The organism is Commensalibacter papalotli (ex Servin-Garciduenas et al. 2014) (assembly GCF_000527695.1).
In the GTDB taxonomy this organism is placed as follows: Bacteria; Pseudomonadota; Alphaproteobacteria; order Acetobacterales; family Acetobacteraceae; genus Commensalibacter; species Commensalibacter papalotli.
In genome coordinates this window covers 18,972-35,643 of the sequence record NZ_ATSX01000006.1, presented here as the reverse complement: position 1 = coordinate 35,643, position 16,672 = coordinate 18,972, and the positions used below count along the sequence as shown (strand labels likewise).

Below are 16,672 nucleotides of genomic sequence, written 5' to 3'. Positions count from 1 at the left end.
ATCGTATATTAGGCTATGACTGGGGCAATGATAACAATGTCCGTTGGGCGCAAAGTCGCTTAGCGAATGGCGAGAGTATGAAAGGTGTTTTAGATAGTCTTGCATATGGAGACGAGACATATAAAATTATTCGTGAGAATACCAATCGTATATTTGGATATGACTGGGGTAGTAATCCTGACAATGTTCATTGGGTGCAAGGTCGTTTAGCAGGCGGTGAAAGTATGCAGGATATTATGAATAGCTTTGCTCATAAATAATTGGTTTATAATGTTATTATTTGGATAGGCACTAAAGTATCAATAATTGATGTGTTTCAGTCACAATATGCAGATTAGGTAAGAGGCTAATAAGATGTCAGCTCAAGGATATATACAATGTTGTGAAGGTATCATTAAGCCAAATTTTTAATAATAGATGTTAATTGAACTAAGTATATTATTTTTGGGTCCTTCCTAGTGTTTTTTGCAATGCAGGTAATTCGCACCCCGATATATTCCTAGCTAAATGGTTTTTTAGAGGTTCCAGTTCCACCCTATTATAATCTTACAGCCCTAGAGTTTCCAATATGTAACAGGGTGGAACCCCATCGCAAAGGTTCCATCTAGGTTCCACTATAGTTTGAAAGTTTCACATAAAGGTTCCAGTATCTAAACGATGACCGCTTCCGAATATATTTCAATTAGTGAAGCCTCACGACGAGCCAATATCAGTCGAACGGCTTTGCGTAAACATATTAAGGTCGGTCGTATAGTCTCTGACAATAATGGGAAAATTGAAGTTGCTTCTTTTAATTCTTGGCTGGCCAGTAAATCACATGCGCCTCAAAGTACTGGATTATTGCTAACAGATACAATCCCTTTTGATCCATCCTTGCCTGTGTTTCCAACACTTCAAGATGCAGAGCTTTAAAAAACCAGTTACGAGGCACGTCTTAAACAACTGGATTATGATTTAAAATCAGGCAAGGTTGTTCTGATCGAAGATGTGGTTGCTGCCTTATCCTTACAGCTCAGTGCGATCAGAACACGCCTTTTGGCTATTCCTGCCGAGATGGCTCCGCAAATATTTAATTGTAAAACAGTCACAGAAACTCAAGACAAAATGCATCAATTGATGGTTAGAATATTAGAAGAACTCTCCGAGGATGAACGATGGAAACAACAATTACAAGAAAGGGAACATTGTCTTTCTGAAAGCTCTGAACAAAGCACAAAAACTTAACCTCTCACCACCACCTGTTTTAAGTCTCAGCCAATGGGCGGCACAATATGCGTATCTTTCCAAAGAAACCAGTGCGCAAACAGGACGGTTCGAAGCTTATGCTTATCAAGTGGGAATGATGGATGCGATTACAGATCCTAGAGTAGAAAAAGTCTCGGTGATGAAATCTGCGCGTGTAGGTTATACGAAGATTATAGATCATGTCGTTGGGTATTACCTTCATCAAGACCCCAGTCCAATTTTGGTTGTTCAGCCTCGCGTAGAAGATGCCGAGGATTATTCAAAATCTGAAATTGCGCCAATGTTGCGAGATACAGCGGTCTTGTCTGAAATTGCGCCAGATCCCAAAACCCGAACAGGTGAAAACACGTTACTTAAAAAGACCATGAAGAATGGGGCATCTATTGCGTTAGTAGGGGCGAATTCGCCTGGTGGGTTTCGTCGTATTACAGTGCGCATTGTTTTGTTCGACGAGGTCGATGGATATCCAGTTGGTGGTGCAGGTTCAGAAGGGGATCAAATTGCTCTTGGTACCAAACGCTCAGAAACTTTCTGGAACCGTAAGATTGTGGCTGGATCAACACCAACGATCAAAGGCTTATCCCGTATTGAAAAACTCTATCAAGAAGGCGATCAGCGTAAGTTTTATGTGCCATGTCCTCAATGTGGAGAGTTCCAGATATTAGAATGGGGCGGTAAAGATGTAGCACATGGGGTTAAGTGGGATAAAGATGAGCAAGGCAATGCTTTACCAGAAACAGCACATTATGTGTGCAAGCATAATGGTTGCATTATTGAAGAACAAGATAAACCTGATTTAATCAAAGGTGGTGAATGGCGAGCTTCTGCTCCATTTAAAGGTCATGCTTCCTTTCATATTAACTCGCTTTATTCTTTGATGCCAAATGCCAGATGGTCATTGTTGGTTGCAGAGTTTTTGCGGGTTAAATCTGACCCAATTGAATTACAGACTTTCGTCAATACAACCCTTGGAGAAACTTTTGAAGATCGAGGCGAAGGGGCATTATCTGAATTAACGCTTGCAAGACGTGCCGAGGTCTGGGCGGGTGAAGTGCCTGATGGCGTGGTGTTATTAACAGCAGCTGGGGATACACAAGACGATCGTGTAGAGTTGGAAATCGTGGGATGGGGACGCAATGAAGAACGCTGGTCGATTGCACATGTAGTGATTGATGGAGACCCAGACAGTCCTGCGTTGTGGCAAGAGGTCGATACGATCTTAAAGCGTCAATGGTACCGTGCTGATGGTCATGCTTTTTCGATTGCTGCGGTCTGTATTGATTCAGGGGGACATCATACACAGCGTGTTTACGAGTTTTGCAAAGCAAGACTTGGACGCAGGATTTGGGCAATTAAAGGCGGTTCTGAACAAGGTGGGCAACGCTCTCCAGTCTGGCCATCTAAACGTCCAACGCGTAAATCCAAAGGGTTCAGACCTTATATTATTGGGGTCAATGCAGCCAAAGATATTATTCGCAGCAGGCTAAAGATAGAACAACCTCCACCTGATACAGCCTGTCCAGGCTATATGCATTACCCTCAAGATCGAGATATTAATTTTTTTGCGCAACTGGTTTCTGAACGCTCAGTCAGAAAACGCATTGGTGGTAAAGACGTGCGCGTCTGGGAACAAACCCCCAGGGCGCGCGAACGAGGCTTTGGATTTGGCGGTTTACTCCTACGCAGCATTGTGTGGGTTAATGCAACAAGGATTAAAACTGAACGTCATGGCAGATCGTATGGAACAAAATCAAGAACCCATGAAAATGGTTGAACAAACTGTTGAAGTCTCAGGATTACCCAAAGAACAATATGTTCAACCAGAAAAGAAAGATCCTGTGAAGGCTAGGAAAGAGTTTGTTAAGGGGTTTTTATAAGAGAGGTTAGTGAGGTAATAGTTTAGCTATATTGGTAAATAATAGTATCAAAGATATGTATATTTGTATTAAACAGGCAAATCCAGCTATACAAGATAATATTAAAAATGTGCGGTCAATTATTGTTTTTAATAATGTTACTTGTTTTGTTTTTTCTAATGCTTGTTGTGTCAGTGTTTTTATCTTTGATATCCATTTTTTAATAAGTTTAAAGATTTTAGTAAGATTTTCTAATTTAGTAAGAAAATAAACAAATTTTAAGAAATAAACCATGTAAGGGATAGGAAGTATAAAAATTGCTACCAAAGCGAGTGTATCCAGTTTATGCCATATTAAATCTTTATTGGCTTCATGTATTCTTAATGCACCATAATATAATGCAGTTATCATTATTAAATAACTTATTTCTTGAAAAAATATTTTTCTAATTTTTATTAAGTTCATAATAGAATTCCTTATTTTACTTGTTAAATTCATTTCAGTTTTATCATGAAAACTACTCTCCATCTCAACACAAAACAAGCATCGTTGGAACTCCAACGTATTGCGTCCAAAGACATACCTTATGCTTTGGCGCAAGGGCTGAATGAGGCGGCGAAGGCTGCTCGAGATCATGTTAAGCAAGAGTTGCCGAATATCTTTCAAAACACTAATGCGTTTACTCGGAATGCTGTTTCTTTTACGCCAGCAACGAAAAGCTATCAAACAGCAACGATCTTTATCAAAGACCAACAAGCCAAATATCTTCAATTTGAAGAATATGGTGGCACACGAACGCCTGCGGATAATAGTGTAAACCCCAGTGCAAAAGCTTTAGTGGTTGCTGCACCGAATGCCAAAAAGAACGCATCGGGTGCATTGCCCAAAGGATATGTCAAAAGTCTTGCACAAAAAGCCATGCAGGATTTACAGCGTGCTAAATCAGCAGGACGCAAAGGCAAAGCCCAATCTATCCTGAAAATCCAAGGAAAGAATGGCAAGTCTGGTGGGTTCTTTTTATATAACCGTCAACAACGAAGTTTAACACGGTTGGTAAGTTTTGTTAATAAAACCAGCTATAAACCTAAAATGGGCTTTCATCAAAAAGTGGAACAATTTTTAAATAAAAATACCAATCATTATTTAAGCCAAGCGATCGATCGGATACTTACCAAAGGAAAATAGTTCATGTTGACTTATTATATGCCTCCTAAAACAATGTGGTCTAATCTTTCCAAAGAAACATTGCGTATTTATCTTGATCAAGCACAACAAGCTTATAATGATTTATTAATTGGTAATAAACCAATCTCTGTTTCTTATTCCCAAGAAACTGGGGCAAAGTCAGTGACATATACCCAAGCAAATCTTCAGCAATTACAGGGATATATCTTGGAGTTGCAACGGACTTTGGGAATTAATCGTAGGCGTGCCATGAGGATCAGATTTAGATGAGCAAGATACCGCAATTACTGGATCAATACGGGCAACCACTCAGCAAATCACCCATTGTTAATAAACCAACGGCGTTAAATGGGGGATGGGGGCATATCCCTTATGATGCCGCCGACAACACGGGAATTCATACGGGGAATTGGAACCCTTTATTAACCTCGCCTGATGTTGAATTAAATCCTTGGCGTGACCGTATCGTCAGCCGTGTGCGGGATTTGGTGCGTAATGATGGGTGGGCATCGGCTGCGGTCACACGCACGTTGGATAATGCGATTGGGGCTGTGTTTCGTCCGATCAGCAAGCCTGACTATCGTGCATTATCCGTGCAAACAGGCTTTGCTTTTGATGCCTCGTGAGCAGCAGAGTGGAGCTCTATTGTTGATAGTCATTGGCGATCATGGGCAAATGATGATGGGCGATATAGTGATACAGAACGTAGGTTAAGTTTTTCTCAAATAATGTGGGTTGGGTTTCGTAATCTGTTAATTGATGGTGATGTGATTGCGATTTTAAATTACATGCCTGAACGCCTTAAAAAACAGGCTTTATATGCAACCGCTGTGCAATTAATTGATCCAGATCGTTTATGCAACCCCAATCAGAATATTGATTCTATGTATTGTCGGGGTGGGGTGCAAATTGATCAATATGGCGCACCGATTGGATATTATTTCAGAGAGGCCCATATCTCGGATTATTATGCACTGAATAAAACGATGACGTGGAACTATATTGAAAAAGAAACTGATTGGGGCAGGCCAAAGGTTGTTCATTATTTTGAAACACAACGTGCAGACGAACATCGAGGTGGGGCTGGGATTTTAACCCCGATTATTCAACGCCTGAAAATGATTACTAAATATGATCAAACAGAAATGGACGCAGCGGTTTTAAATGCGTTCCTTGTTTCCTCTTTGCTTATTTGGGGAACATTGAATATTTCAGTTTATGGGCAATGGCATTTTAGTCTGATTACATAGGGTGTTTTTCGGCAATCAATCTCTACGTGCTTTCCAGAATATTGAGGGGGATAGAGAAAAATTAAGAATCTCTTTGAAATCCTGCGTTGGTGGTGGGAAGGTAATGTGGAATGGATCAGGCTGCATGACACGTGGGTAATACCAGCCATGGCTATATGTATTCCAGCTTCTCGTCATTCGCGCTTTGATAGTATTAATAAAACTATTAATAAGAAAGTAATTTCAATAAATTTGTTGTTACATTAAAGTACTGATATAATATAAATGTTGTTAAATATTTAAAACAACAAATTTAATATAATTTATAATTATAAAAAATAGTTTTTATTCAATAAAAAAGAGATTAATATTATGGCTACAATTAGAGATAATGATGTGTATTTCAATCTTCCTTCTGGTTATAACATTGTCAGTGGTAAATACATAGTAACAGGTAGTAGTGTCACTGGTGGGCAACCAAGTGATGTTCAAAAAGGATCGGTTCTTACCTGTGGAAGTGATGGTAGATTTCGCTTTAGAGTTGGACGAAAAGGGTCTGGCGCTGTTGCAAGTTGGTTCAATAGTCAAGTAGACACTGCCAAAAATACAACTTTTGGTCATGCTGCAGGCAGTTTAAATTTTGCCTTTATTGGAACACTTGAGCTGACTATTCAAAGTAGTAAGGAAACTAAAAATTACCAATTTAGTGATGTTGTTTTGGCTCAAGGTAAGTCTGGTTCTTCTAATAATTGGTGGTTCGGTGGCAAAAATTGTGAGCGTATTGGTGATAATCAAGTAAAAATGTTAAGTGCAGATAAATCTGTGCAGCTTACATGTCAGCGTGGTGGTAATGATGTCAGTACTGTGTTTGTTACAGAAATATCTATTAATAGAATATGGATGAAGGATATTGCTGATGATAAATATATAGATCAATTAAATATTCCAGGAACGCACGATACATGCACTTATACTGCAGGAGATGCAGAAGCTTTTGGTTTTGTAAAAACTCAATCTTTAGATATTTTAAGTCAATTACATGCAGGCATACGTTATTTAGATATACGGTGTCGTCATATTGCAGACCGTTTTACTATCCATCATGGGATAGTATATCTGAATTTAAATTTTGATAATGTATTAAATGACTGTATAAAATTTCTAAAAAATAACCCAACAGAAACGATTTTGATGCAAGTCAAAAAAGAGCATACTGAAGAGGGTAATACATCAGGACGGACTTTTTATGATACATTTAAGTATTATATTGCAGAATATCAAAAGAGTAACCCAAATTTATTTTATTTAGAAAATACTATTCCTCGATTAAAAGATGTGCGTGAAAAAATTGTTGTGATACGTCGCTTTGATATTGATGATAATAGAATAGTATGTGGTGTTAATACTCCTTATGAAGATAATGCGACTTTTTCTGTTGATGTTGGCAATGGAACTGTAGAAATTCAGGATGAATATGATTTTTCAAATGTAAATAATAAATGGTCCGCTATAGATAGACTCTTGAGTCAGTCAAAAAATAAAAATATGAACCAACGCCAGTGGTTTATTAATTATACGAGTGCTGCAATTAGCTTGAACGCTGGTAATGTTTTCTCTGGAGATACCCCTCAAGGGATTGCAGAGCGAATTAATCCGAAGCTTTCTTCTTACATGGATAATAATTTGCAAGCATTTTTAGGAACAATTATTATAGATTTTCCAGAAAATCCTAGTTTGGATTCAACGGTTGATCAAATTATTAACAGAAATTTTAAATAAATAATTTGCAAGAAGCCACCCATGACGGGTGGCTTTCTACTTCAGAATTATGCGAACCAGTCATGGGTGGTGTTGGTTTGTAAGGTTTTTAGAGGTTCCTAGGTGCGCGCCGATAAAGGTATTAAATGTGTTGTCGTCAAGAAAATTAATTTTTCCAGAGGTAGAAAAGTAATGTGGAATGTATAAAGTTTCATGATCCTTGGGTAATATCAGTTGTGGCAATTAGTATCCCGATGTCGTTCGTTATCCGTGCAATTTGTGTATTGCTTAGAACATGGCGGGGGGGGGGGGGGGGGTAATAATAGATATTTTTTATATATGAATTATAATCAGAATAATTTTCATGTAAAATATATGGCAGTAAATTTAGTTTATACAAAAAAGATGGCTTAAGAAAGTTGACTTTATTTTGTAGTATTGATAGAATTTTTTAGGAAAGAATTGTGTTCAATTATAAAAAACCAAGCATAATTTATCAATTTTTTTCTTATTTTTTGAGTGTATATAATTATTCTTATGTTGTAGGATTCAAAAGGTCATACCTTTTAACAATAGCTCTTTAGTTTTGAATAATAAAAATTATAATAGGTTAAAATTTATTAATGAAAATCGAAGCTGTAGATCTATTTTGTGGAGCTGGGGGGCTCACAGCTGGTTTAATTAGGTCTGGTATCAATGTAAAGGCAGGTTATGATATAGCTGATGAGTGTCGTTTTGCTTATGAGTTTAATAATCGGGTTCCGTTCATAAATAAAGATGTAGCAGGAGTAATAGCTACAGAAATCGCGTCTTGGTATTCAAAAGGTAGTATTAGGCTTTTAGCGGGTTGTGCACCTTGCCAACCGTTTTCTACTTATAATTTGGGGAAAGACACTACTACTGACCAAAAATGGCCATTACTTTATCATTTTTCAAGATTAATTAAAGAGATCGAACCTGAATTGGTAACAATGGAAAATGTTCCTAATATTGTAAAACATAAAGTTTATCAAGATTTTATAGCTCAATTAGAAAATCTTGGTTATATGATTTCAGCAGAGGAAGTGTCTTGTTTAAATTATGGTATTCCGCAGACACGTAGTCGTCACGTGTTACTTGCCTCTAAGATTGGAAAGGTGGAGTTAATTCCGCCTACTCATGGTAAACCTGTGACTGTTCGTAACACAATATCAAAACTAGAACCGTTACTTGCTGGTCAAACTTCTTTAAAGGATTCACTTCATAAATCTTCGAAACTAGATGAAAAAAATCTACAACGCATCATGTATTCAAAACCAGGGGGAACGTGGATGGACTGGCCTGTTAGTCTGCGTGCAGAATGCCATAAAAAAAAATCTGGTAAAACTTATACTTCTGTTTATGGACGAATGGAATGGGACAAGCCAGCTCCAACAATGACAACTTTATGTTATGGGTTTGGAAATGGTCGATTTGGACACCCTGATCAAGATAGAGCTATTAGTCTTAGAGAAGCAGCTTTATTTCAAACATTCCCAGATTGTTATAAATTTACAGAATTATCCAAAGCAGTAAATTTTAGAAAAGTTGGGAGAATGATTGGTAATGCAGTGCCTGTACGTTTAGGAGAGGTTATAGGATTATCTTTTAGGAACATTCTCTAAATAATATTCATTTTGAAGGTAAGAATCAATACTTGAAAACAAGCTGTTAAGTAATTGAGTGGTGGATACAAGGAGTTCTTGTAACTCATTCAATGCCAATCCTGAGCTCGCTTCGTTGAAAGCTTGGTTGCCATGAGCAAGATCATTTCGTATATTTTTCATTTGAAGAATATGTTTGCGCTCGTATGATTTATTTTTGTATGGTTTAATTTCAATACCTAATTTTTTTTGAGCCATATCGTCTATTAACTTGCAATCTATATTACCATTAAATAGTTTTTTTTTATCATACCCTTTGGTTATGATTGGAAAAAAAGCATTCTTTTTGAGCCAGAATATTACTTATATTTTCATTGCTTGATTGTGGCATAATGATCCCCAATAAAAAATCTATAAACTTTATGCTAATCAAATTTAAATTATTTGGCAATTCTACTACTATATATAAATAGCACTAGTTAGTTTTTTCAAAAACTATGGTTACGTATAAAGGTAGAAATAAATTATTTTTCATCCGTTGAAATGGTTTTTTATGCCCAAAATGTAATGCACAAAAGAAAATGCTAGTTAAGTAGGGCTTTCCTATCATTTTCGTCAATCCGTGAAAAAGGTATTATCTTTCCCTACATCTGGAAAATTAGTTTTTATAACATTACAAAAATAGGTTTTTTACGGTTTACCGAAAAACCTAATTACAGAGAAAAATAACACTTCAAAATTTTCATTAAAAATCAACTTAGGAAATCAACATGTCTAACATCACAGATGGGATTTATATTCCACACCTAAAATATGAAATTTTAACCCCAGCTTTGAATTATTTGGGGCTTGGTGGTTCTCGCGCCATTAACCAGGTCACTAGCACTTTTTTGCCCGAAGGGTATGCAAGTGGGTATACTTATTCAAAGCAACTTGGTAATGGCCCAGCTGTGGGTGTGATGCAGATGGAGTTGACGACTTATAATGATGTATGGAAGAATTTCTTAAGCACTCCCAGCGCAGTCACTTGGCTGCGTTATTAAAGAATATTGCAGGAGCTTTCAATACAGATAATAATGGTATACCCAAACCAGAGGTAATAACGGGCAATATTTTCTTTGCTGCGGCTATGTGTCGTGTGTTTTATTTACGTGTTAGTGAAGCCTTACCATTGGCTAGTGATGCTACTGGAATGACCCAGTTTCATAAGAAATATTAATACAACTCTTGATAAAGCTGATCCAGTAGCAAATAAAGACCGTTTCCAGCAGGCGATTGATGCTTAAAACCAATCAATACAAATTTTATATTTATTTATAGTGGCTAGCCAAGATCTGCTTTTTCTTTATCTTGTTTATAAATAATGTGCCAGAGATAAGAGAATTTTTCTATGAATTTTATTTTGAAATCGTTTAGATTAAATATTCTTGCAATAAAAAAAACAAAGTCATGAATTGATTATTAGTTATTTTTAGCTTCGTTAGAACGTTCTTATCGCCTTAAGGTTAAAATAGGTGATTCGATACATTAATTTTGGTGTAAAAGTTGGTGTAAATTTATTAATTTTTATCAACTTTCTACCTCTTATTATCAACGTTTCGATTGTATAGGATATAAGAGAATACTGCGATTTTTAATGGCGGACCCGACGAGATTCGAACTCACGACCTTCGCCTTCGGAGGGCGACGCTCTATCCAGCTGAGCTACGGGTCCATTATACTGTTAAAACCGTTTAAGACGGTAATATTTCCTTTTAGAAAAAATATAAGGATCATGCAAGCGGTTTATTGAACTTGTTTAATCGAAGGTAAATTCCATTTAAATCTTAAGGATAATAAACGAATAGAGCTGCAGATTAAAATAGCAAGCCAAGGAGCAAGTGCAGGGCTGATAATATTTTTCTCTCCAAGTAGCTGAATAATCGCGCCACTAATAGCAGCAGAAGCATAAATTTCTTTGGTTAATACAGAGGGAATAGTTGTGGTTAAAGTGTCTCTTAGTACTCCCCCACCAACAGCAGTAACAACCCCTAGTAAAATGGCAAGCTCGCTACTTCCAGTAAAGAAATAGGCTTTATGAGCTCCAAATGAGGCAAAAAATCCAAGGCCGATAGCATCGAAAAATAAGGTTGGATGATTAAGCCTCAGTAACAATCTTTGAAAAAAAGCACATAAAAAAATTGATAAAATAACGATCACTAAATATTCTATATTAACCAAACCTACAGGAGGAAAAGAACCAATACAAATATCACGAATAACCCCTCCACCACAGGCGGTAAGAAAGGAAATGACAAAGACACCAAAAATGTCAAGATTACGATTAATAGCAGCTAATGCACCACTGATGGCAAAAGCAAAGGTTCCTATTAAATCGACATAGTGGAAAAAGTCATAATTCATATTGGTTTTAAAACTTTATTAAAAGTGCAAACTAGAATGCTTGTTTGTCTAAAACAGATCAGAACTTTCAAGTTCTTGTAACGTAGGCATTCCCCCTTGAGCCCCAGAGCGGGTGACAGATAAAGCAGAAGCTTGCAGTGCTTTTTTTATTGCCCCTTCGACACCAAGATGTAAAAAACAACAAAAAGCGCCACAAAAAGTATCTCCTGCACCTGTGCTGTCAACTACTTTGACTGAATAAGCAGGTAAATGCTCTAATTGTTGATTTTTGTTTTTAAATAGAACGCCTTTGCTGCCCCATGTCATAATAATAGGGGGGGAGGAGTTCATGATAATATCTTCTGGAGTATTAAATTTATCATTGCCAAGCGCAATAATTTCATGCTCGTTAGGCAAAAGATAACTTATTTTGTCAGTAACTTCTTTTGGTAAAGGGCGCATAGGTGCAGGGTTAAGTACGATAATTTTATTAAGATTATGTGCAATTTCAATGGCTTTAATCTGTGCATCAAGTGGAATTTCTTGTTGCAGTAAAATAATATCGTTTTTTTCAATGAGTGAGGTAGCATGAATAATATCTTGAGGCGTAATTGTGTTATTAGCTCCATCCGTTACAATAATATGATTTTCATTTTGAGAACGTGTAATCAAGGCTGTAGCAGAAGGTTTGTTTTTTCGAATTAAAACATGATCCGTATTAATATGATGTGCCTGAAGGTTCTTAAAAAGCATATCACCAAAATTATCTTGTCCCAACGCCCCTAGCATAGTGACTTTTGCCCCCAGTTTCGCAGCAGCAACAGCTTGATTATTTCCCTTCCCACCGCAGCTAACATGCAAAGGGCCTCCTAATAAGGTTTCTCCTGGTTGAGGGAAACGATCAACATCAGTTTCCAAATCAGCGTTAAGGCTGCCGATAACAAGAATGTGATTCATGTTAAAATCCTTTGCAAGAAATAAAAATATTATTAAAATTCAATTTTAGCTTAATAAAGGCATTATAAGTAATTTTATATGAATATATTCGAACTTATCTGTCCAGTAGGTAAAAATAATTTTACTTAAAATAAAGGAATATCATGTTATGTTTGAAATAAATATAACGAATTTATTTGAAATTTCTTTAATTTAACGTATATTAATAAACAGGATTATATTGGTGCTATTAATTATGTTTTAGCAAAGTATGATCATTTTAAACAACTTTTATGGAGTTATAGTACCGAATGGCTTATAAAACGGTTAATCCTTTCACAAACAAAGAAGTCAAATCTTTTACATCATTAACAGAACAAGAAGTTACTGCAAAAATTGATCAAGCAGATGCTTGTTATAAAGAATGGCGTAAAACTGATTTTGCAACACGTCGTGCAGTGATGAAAAAAGCTGCAACCATTATGCGTGAAAATAAAGCAAAATTTGCAAGCCTTGTTACTTTGGAAATGGGCAAATTAATTTCTGATGCTGAGGGTGAAGTCGATTTAACAGCTGATATTTTTGATTATTATGCTGATAATGCAGAAGAATTCCTAGCTCCTGAAATATTAAAACCAAAAGATGGTAGAAAAGCATATGTTGAACATGATTCTATTGGGATCATTTTATGCGTTGAGCCTTGGAACTTTCCATATTACCAATTAGTACGTGTAGCAGCTACAAATCTTATGGCTGGTAACGTTGTGATGGTAAAACATGCTTCTATCGTTCCTCAATGTGCTGAAGCATTCGAACAATTAATGTTAGATGCAGGTGCGCCAAAAGGTGCATATACAAATCTATTCGTAGATTCAAAACATATTGCTGCAATTATTCACGATCGTCGTATTCGTGGTGTAGCAGTAACAGGCAGTGAAAAAGCAGGTGCTTCTGTTGCTGGTGAAGCTGGTAAAGCTTTGAAAAAATCTACTATGGAATTGGGTGGCAGTGATGCTTTCATCGTTCTGGAAGATGCAGATTTAGATAAAGCCTGTAAATGGGGTATCTGGGGACGTATGAACAACACAGGACAATGTTGTGTTGCCGCAAAACGTTTCATTGTTGTTGAATCTGTTGCAGATAAATTGTTAAAACAATTAACAGAATGTCTATCTAATTTAAAAGCTGGGGATCCAATGGATCGCAGCACAACACTTGGACCATTATCTTCTGAAGAAGCAGCAAAAGAAATTGCTGAATTAACAGCAACTGCTATTAAACATGGTGCGAAAGCTGTTGTTGGTGGTAAACGTCCAGATATGCCAGGTGCATTTATGGAAGCAACCATTTTAACAAATATTACCAAAGAAAACCCTGTATTTTACAGAGAATTCTTCGGGCCTGTTATTATGTTCTTTACAGTTCCTGATGAAAAAGCAGCTATTGCTCTTGCGAATGATTCAGAGTTTGGATTGGGCGGAACTGTATTCTCTAATAATATTGAACGCGCACAAAAAGTTGCAAGTCAAATTGATACAGGGATGGTCTTTATTAACCGTCCAACATGGACAAGTCCAGACCTTCCATTCGGTGGCGTAAAACACTCTGGTTATGGTCGTGAGCTTTCAAAAGAAGGCATTATGGAATTTGTAAATCGTAAATTGATTTATATTGAAAACAAAGGCTAATATTTAATTATATACTTGTGTAATTAAATATCAGACGGTAAGTTTTAAAGAAGGATTGGTAATAAAACCAATCCTTCTTTTTTATTAAATAGATGGTTTTCAAAATTATGGTCTCTTTTGTTGAAAAACGACATCAAATTTTGCGTTGTGGGATTGCATTTGGCCAAGATCGTTGTTTAGAAATTGGTGCTTTGGTTGATCCAGTCTTGCGTCGTCAGGATGGAAATATTTTTTATGCAGATCATTTGTCAACGGAAAATTTGAAAAAACAATTTTCATGGGATAAAAAATTTAATTTTGAACGTTTAGTAGAAGTGGATTATGTTTGGGATAATCATCAACCTTTGAAAGAATGTGTAAAAGGTTCATTTGATTATGTGATAGCTTCTCATGTAGGAGAGCATGTACCTAATTTGATAGGATGGATTAATCAAATCGGTAATGTTTTAACTCCGAATGGTCAGTTACGTCTTGCCTTACCAGATGGTCGTTATTCTTTCGATATGAAAAGACAAGAGAGCAAGCTTTCTGATTTGCTTGCTGCATGGATGAAAAAATCTTACTGCCCAGAGACGCATTTAGTATTAGATTTTGCTTTAAATAAAGTCGATGATCAATTAGTGCAAGATATGCATCGTCGTTATATCAAAGATTTTGATGCTTCAGATTTGCCCAGTCAATTTCCGTTTTCAGAAGTTTTAGAATGGGGGGAAAGAACGCTTAACCCTAATCATTATGAAGATGTTCATTGTTGGGTATTACATTTAAACTTATTAGCTCGCTTTATGATTATTTTATCAAAAAATAATTTGATTAAAATGGCTTGTGCTGGATGGCATGATATTGATCCTCCTAATACTTATGAATTTATAGTTTACTTGACACCAGAGATGGATACGGAAAAGCGTGTTGCAAGTTGGGAAGATTTATACATACAAACTAAAAAAGCAACAGTTTCTTATGATAAGTTAACACAAGAAACTATTGAGTTGTTCAAACAAGAAAATATTCAATTAAGAGAAGAACTTAATTCAATGTATGCATCTTCATCATGGCGCATAACAGCTCCGTTACGCGCGATAATGAAGAGATTAAAGCGCTAGCTATTTTTGAGGTCTACCCACGGAGTGATATTGAATTCCTTGATCTTTCATAACTCTAGGGTTGTAAATATTACGCAAATCAATCACTAGAGGTTGTTTCATCCAACTTTTTAGATTGTTAGTTGATAAAGAACGGAATTCATTCCACTCGGTTAAAATAACCAAAGCATCAGCATCAGTTGCTGCATCTTGGATACTATTACAATATTGTACAGAACGAGGTAGTAAAGGTTTTGCTTTGTCATTACCAATAGGATCAAAGGCTTTGATAATTGCGCCTTCCTCTACTAAGCGATGAATAATAGGTAAAGATGAGGACTCGCGCATATCATCGGTATCAGGTTTAAAGGTTAGCCCTAAAATAGCAATGGTTTTATTGTTAACGTTGCCTTCACAGAGTTGAATAATACGTCCACTCATACTGGTTTTTCTAGCATCATTAGCCTGGGCGGCCATTTCAATCATACGAACAGGGCTGCCTGCTTCTTGGGCAATACGAATCAAAGCAAGAGTATCTTTTGGAAAACAAGAGCCTCCAAAACCAGGACCTGGCTGTAAAAAATATTTTCCAATACGAGGGTCAAGTCCCATACCTTTGGTGATATCCTCGATATTTCCTCCAACTTGCTCACATAAATCTGCTAGTTCGTTGACGTAAGAGAGTTTCATTGCAAGGAAACAATTAGAGGCATATTTCGCAAGTTCAGCACTTTCTAAATTGGTAAATAGAATAGGTGTCTCACGTTGAAATAAAGGTTGGTAAAGGCGTATCATAACATCTTGAGCTTTTTTACCTTGGTCTTCTTTATCTTTTTCAATGCCAATAATTACACGATCAGGATTCATACAATCTTTAATTGCATCGCCTTCTCGTAAAAATTCAGGATTTGAGGCTACATCAAATTCAAGGTCAGGATTTTTTTGTCTGATAATTTGTGCGATACGGCGGCTCGTCCCCACAGGAACAGTTGATTTTGTAACAATAACTGCATATTGCTTTAAGTGCGTAGCAATTTGTAATGCGGCTTGATGAACATACGTCATATCCGCGTGACCATCTCCATTACGAGGTGGGGTTCCAACAGCAATGAAAATCGCTTCACATTCAGGAATTGCTTCTTCTATTTTATCAAAGAATTTTAAACGATTTGCTTTAATATTGTTATTGACGAGGATATCCAAACCAGGTTCATATATCGGAATTTTACCTTTTTTTAAAGCATTAAGGCGATCAGGGTTAGTTTCTACAACGTTAACGTTTAATCCAAATTCAGCAAAACATGTTGCTGAGACCAAACCGACATATCCTCCACCAATCATTGCTATACGCACAATTACTCTCCTAGTATGGTTTAAAGGTTTATAAAATAAAATATATCGTGATTTAAGGTTCGGTAAAGAAAAATATTAATAATATGGTAGGTTAAATGAAAAAAGATCATACAAGTCGGCTATTTATATCTAATGTACGACAAGACAAGTATTATTTCATAAATCCAAGAAATATTTTTGTTTTTTGTAATCTTGCGATAATATTTATTTTGTAACAGCTTAACAAAATAGGTAATATGCGATTTACAATTATCATGTTAAGTCTTTTAAGACATAAGTTAACTATGAAAGCAGTTAGCGCATTGGTGCTATTTAGTAAAAAGAATAATTATCATA

General features: G+C 36.3%; 19 protein-coding genes, 1 tRNA gene and 1 pseudogene. 14 read left to right on the top strand and 7 right to left on the bottom strand.

The features are described 5' to 3' along the window. From COMX_RS11150 to COMX_RS11325, 5 genes are all read left to right on the top strand, one after another. The coding region (locus tag COMX_RS11150; protein ID WP_034340968.1) for a hypothetical protein at positions 1–260 on the top strand (260 nt) is incomplete at its 5' end. Between the two features lie 397 nt (positions 261–657). Further along, complete coding sequence (locus COMX_RS10180; protein WP_034340965.1) at positions 658–912, top strand: hypothetical protein; 255 nt, start codon at positions 658–660, stop codon at positions 910–912. 75 nt (positions 913–987) lie between these two features. Further along, positions 988–1,224, top strand: coding sequence for a hypothetical protein (locus COMX_RS11145; RefSeq protein WP_161631867.1), 237 nt, complete (start codon positions 988–990; stop codon positions 1,222–1,224). After that, complete coding sequence (locus COMX_RS10175; protein ID WP_235176875.1) at positions 1,148–3,019, top strand: phage terminase large subunit family protein; 1,872 nt, start codon at positions 1,148–1,150, stop codon at positions 3,017–3,019. The genes COMX_RS11145 and COMX_RS10175 overlap by 77 nt, the downstream gene beginning before the upstream one ends. Next, a complete protein-coding gene (locus COMX_RS11325; protein WP_235176873.1) occupies positions 2,985–3,122 on the top strand; it encodes a hypothetical protein in 138 nt (45 codons plus the stop codon). The genes COMX_RS10175 and COMX_RS11325 overlap by 35 nt, the downstream gene beginning before the upstream one ends. Before the next feature lie 6 nt (positions 3,123–3,128). Here COMX_RS11325 and COMX_RS10170 read toward each other — a convergent pair whose 3' ends face one another. Next, the gene (locus COMX_RS10170) at positions 3,129–3,566 is read right to left on the bottom strand and encodes a hypothetical protein (protein ID WP_034340963.1); all 438 of its coding nucleotides are present in this window, start codon (positions 3,564–3,566) and stop codon (positions 3,129–3,131) included. A gap of 45 nt (positions 3,567–3,611) precedes the next feature. On the opposite strand from COMX_RS10170, the gene COMX_RS10165 reads away from it, so the two are divergent. The 3 genes and pseudogenes from COMX_RS10165 to COMX_RS10970 all read left to right on the top strand — a co-directional run bounded on the left by COMX_RS10165 (position 3,612) and on the right by COMX_RS10970 (position 5,536). Continuing rightward, the gene (locus COMX_RS10165) at positions 3,612–4,286 is read left to right on the top strand and encodes a hypothetical protein (RefSeq protein ID WP_034340961.1); all 675 of its coding nucleotides are present in this window, start codon (positions 3,612–3,614) and stop codon (positions 4,284–4,286) included. Positions 4,287–4,289: 3 nt separating this feature from the next. Further along, positions 4,290–4,556, top strand: coding sequence for a gpW family head-tail joining protein (gene gpW / locus COMX_RS10160; protein WP_034340958.1), 267 nt, complete (start codon positions 4,290–4,292; stop codon positions 4,554–4,556). Further along, a pseudogene (locus COMX_RS10970) lies at positions 4,553–5,536 on the top strand (phage portal protein). Before gpW ends, COMX_RS10970 begins: the two are co-directional and overlap by 4 nt. Before the next feature lie 15 nt (positions 5,537–5,551). Here COMX_RS10970 and COMX_RS11140 read toward each other — a convergent pair. Continuing rightward, a complete protein-coding gene (locus tag COMX_RS11140) occupies positions 5,552–5,713 on the bottom strand; it encodes a hypothetical protein (protein WP_161631866.1) in 162 nt (53 codons plus the stop codon). Between the two features lie 174 nt (positions 5,714–5,887). Here COMX_RS11140 and COMX_RS10815 point away from each other — a divergent pair, with 174 nt between their 5' ends. Continuing rightward, the gene (locus tag COMX_RS10815) at positions 5,888–7,294 is read left to right on the top strand and encodes a phosphatidylinositol-specific phospholipase C (RefSeq protein WP_051462122.1); all 1,407 of its coding nucleotides are present in this window, start codon (positions 5,888–5,890) and stop codon (positions 7,292–7,294) included. Between the two features lie 602 nt (positions 7,295–7,896). Beyond that, positions 7,897–8,916 (top strand): DNA cytosine methyltransferase, encoded by a 1,020-nt coding sequence (locus COMX_RS10145; protein WP_034340956.1) that lies wholly within the window; start codon positions 7,897–7,899, stop codon positions 8,914–8,916. Here COMX_RS10145 and COMX_RS10140 read toward each other — a convergent pair. Further along, complete coding sequence (locus COMX_RS10140) at positions 8,893–9,219, bottom strand: MAE_28990/MAE_18760 family HEPN-like nuclease (protein WP_328512053.1); 327 nt, start codon at positions 9,217–9,219, stop codon at positions 8,893–8,895. The two genes, COMX_RS10145 and COMX_RS10140, sit on opposite strands and share 24 nt — an antisense overlap. Positions 9,220–9,665: 446 nt before the next feature. Between COMX_RS10140 and COMX_RS11320 the strand changes: the two genes are divergently transcribed. Further along, a complete protein-coding gene (locus COMX_RS11320) occupies positions 9,666–9,938 on the top strand; it encodes a hypothetical protein (RefSeq protein WP_051462121.1) in 273 nt (90 codons plus the stop codon). After that, positions 9,923–10,114: a hypothetical protein gene (locus COMX_RS11315; protein ID WP_051462120.1), complete on the top strand. Its 192-nt coding sequence runs from the start codon at positions 9,923–9,925 to the stop codon at positions 10,112–10,114. Before COMX_RS11320 ends, COMX_RS11315 begins: the two co-directional genes overlap by 16 nt. A gap of 418 nt (positions 10,115–10,532) precedes the next feature. Here COMX_RS11315 and COMX_RS10130 read toward each other — a convergent pair. From COMX_RS10130 to COMX_RS10120, 3 genes are all read right to left on the bottom strand, one after another. Next, a tRNA-Arg gene (locus COMX_RS10130) sits at positions 10,533–10,609 on the bottom strand. 71 nt (positions 10,610–10,680) lie between these two features. Then, positions 10,681–11,298 carry a trimeric intracellular cation channel family protein gene (locus COMX_RS10125; protein ID WP_034340951.1) on the bottom strand — a complete coding sequence of 206 codons (618 nt, stop codon included), beginning with the start codon at positions 11,296–11,298 and terminating at the stop codon, positions 10,681–10,683. A gap of 48 nt (positions 11,299–11,346) precedes the next feature. After that, positions 11,347–12,234, bottom strand: a complete 888-nt coding sequence (locus COMX_RS10120) for a ribokinase (RefSeq protein WP_034340948.1) — start codon at positions 12,232–12,234, stop codon at positions 11,347–11,349. Positions 12,235–12,524: 290 nt separating this feature from the next. On the opposite strand from COMX_RS10120, the gene COMX_RS10115 reads away from it, so the two are divergent. Both COMX_RS10115 and COMX_RS10800 read left to right on the top strand, forming a co-directional pair. Further along, on the top strand, positions 12,525–13,901 hold the full coding sequence (locus COMX_RS10115) for an NAD-dependent succinate-semialdehyde dehydrogenase (RefSeq protein ID WP_034340945.1): 1,377 nt from the start codon (positions 12,525–12,527) through the stop codon (positions 13,899–13,901). Between the two features lie 107 nt (positions 13,902–14,008). Next, positions 14,009–15,004: a methyltransferase domain-containing protein gene (locus COMX_RS10800; protein ID WP_051462119.1), complete on the top strand. Its 996-nt coding sequence runs from the start codon at positions 14,009–14,011 to the stop codon at positions 15,002–15,004. Here COMX_RS10800 and COMX_RS10105 read toward each other — a convergent pair whose 3' ends face one another. After that, positions 15,005–16,324, bottom strand: coding sequence for a UDP-glucose dehydrogenase family protein (locus COMX_RS10105; RefSeq protein WP_034340988.1), 1,320 nt, complete (start codon positions 16,322–16,324; stop codon positions 15,005–15,007). Positions 16,325–16,672 lie beyond the last annotated feature (348 nt).

Bases quoted from the DNA above. Each gene is read 5' to 3' on its own strand.
- COMX_RS10125 (WP_034340951.1), bottom strand. From the start codon at position 11,298: ATGAATTATGACTTTTTCCACTATGTCGATTTAATAGGAACCTTTGCT.
- COMX_RS10170 (WP_034340963.1), bottom strand. From the start codon at position 3,566: ATGAACTTAATAAAAATTAGAAAAATATTTTTTCAAGAAATAAGTTAT.
- COMX_RS11325 (WP_235176873.1), top strand. From the start codon at position 2,985: ATGGAACAAAATCAAGAACCCATGAAAATGGTTGAACAAACTGTTGAA.
- COMX_RS10105 (WP_034340988.1), bottom strand. From the start codon at position 16,324: ATGATTGGTGGAGGATATGTCGGTTTGGTCTCAGCAACATGTTTTGCT.
- gpW (WP_034340958.1), top strand. From the start codon at position 4,290: ATGTTGACTTATTATATGCCTCCTAAAACAATGTGGTCTAATCTTTCC.
- COMX_RS10800 (WP_051462119.1), top strand. From the start codon at position 14,009: ATGGTCTCTTTTGTTGAAAAACGACATCAAATTTTGCGTTGTGGGATT.
- COMX_RS10180 (WP_034340965.1), top strand. From the start codon at position 658: ATGACCGCTTCCGAATATATTTCAATTAGTGAAGCCTCACGACGAGCC.
- COMX_RS10815 (WP_051462122.1), top strand. From the start codon at position 5,888: ATGGCTACAATTAGAGATAATGATGTGTATTTCAATCTTCCTTCTGGT.
- COMX_RS10120 (WP_034340948.1), bottom strand. From the start codon at position 12,234: ATGAATCACATTCTTGTTATCGGCAGCCTTAACGCTGATTTGGAAACT.
- COMX_RS10115 (WP_034340945.1), top strand. From the start codon at position 12,525: ATGGCTTATAAAACGGTTAATCCTTTCACAAACAAAGAAGTCAAATCT.
- COMX_RS11140 (WP_161631866.1), bottom strand. From the start codon at position 5,713: ATGACGAGAAGCTGGAATACATATAGCCATGGCTGGTATTACCCACGT.
- COMX_RS10175 (WP_235176875.1), top strand. From the start codon at position 1,148: ATGAACGATGGAAACAACAATTACAAGAAAGGGAACATTGTCTTTCTG.
- COMX_RS11320 (WP_051462121.1), top strand. From the start codon at position 9,666: ATGTCTAACATCACAGATGGGATTTATATTCCACACCTAAAATATGAA.
- COMX_RS10145 (WP_034340956.1), top strand. From the start codon at position 7,897: ATGAAAATCGAAGCTGTAGATCTATTTTGTGGAGCTGGGGGGCTCACA.
- COMX_RS10165 (WP_034340961.1), top strand. From the start codon at position 3,612: ATGAAAACTACTCTCCATCTCAACACAAAACAAGCATCGTTGGAACTC.